The sequence below is a fragment of the Xenorhabdus sp. KK7.4 genome (assembly GCF_963876465.1).
GTDB classification, from domain to species: Bacteria; Pseudomonadota; Gammaproteobacteria; order Enterobacterales; family Enterobacteriaceae; genus Xenorhabdus; species Xenorhabdus stockiae.
The window spans coordinates 1-705 of record NZ_CAWNQF010000030.1; the positions used below are offsets into that span (position 1 = coordinate 1).

1 protein-coding gene is annotated in these 705 nt (G+C 44.7%); it reads right to left on the reverse strand.

The annotated features are described in order from the left end of the window. Positions 1 to 99: 99 nt before the first annotated feature. Positions 100 to 558: an IS200/IS605 family transposase gene (gene tnpA / locus AACS90_RS04325; RefSeq protein ID WP_099123675.1), complete on the reverse strand. Its 459-nt coding sequence runs from the start codon at positions 556 to 558 to the stop codon at positions 100 to 102. Positions 559 to 705: the final 147 nt, after the last annotated feature.

Sequence of the window (705 nt, forward strand, 5' to 3'; positions counted from 1 at the left end):
CCCCGGCATAGCCGGGGGTTTTTCATATGCGCCTATAAGGCTCTCTTACCTGCCGCGCCCTAACAGGCGCATCGCAATCTGACATTTGCATTCTAGTGATTACTTACGGCCCGTAAACGGGCTACCTGGGTATGGAATCGATAACTGCTCTCCCAATTTGTCCACTTCCAGTTGGTGCTTTATATATTCCTGTATCCTAACTGTATTTTTCCCAACTGTATCAACGTAATACCCTCTACACCAAAACTCTCGATTCCGATATTTGAATTTTAGATCTCCAAATTGTTCATAAAGCATCAGACTACTTTTACCCTTCAGATACCCCATAAAACTCGACACGCTCATCTTGGGCGGAATTTCCAAAAGCATGTGGATGTGGTCCGCACAACATTCTGCCTCCAGTATGTTCACGTTTTTCCATTCACAGAGTTTTCTTAATATACTTCCTATCGCTCTACGTTTTTCTCCGTAGAACACCTGCCTTCGGTATTTTGGGGCAAAGACAATGTGATATTTACAGTTCCATCGGGTATGCGCTAAGCTTTTCTCATCCCTCATGGTGGGACCCCCTTTCGATTTCTTGATTGACTTTTGCAGTTGCCAGACCGCAAGGTGTTTTAACAAATCAAAAGGGGTTTTTATAGCTGCCTCATCGCTGAAAGCTCTACGGAACCCCCTGCCTAGCAGGGGGTTTTCTATATACAA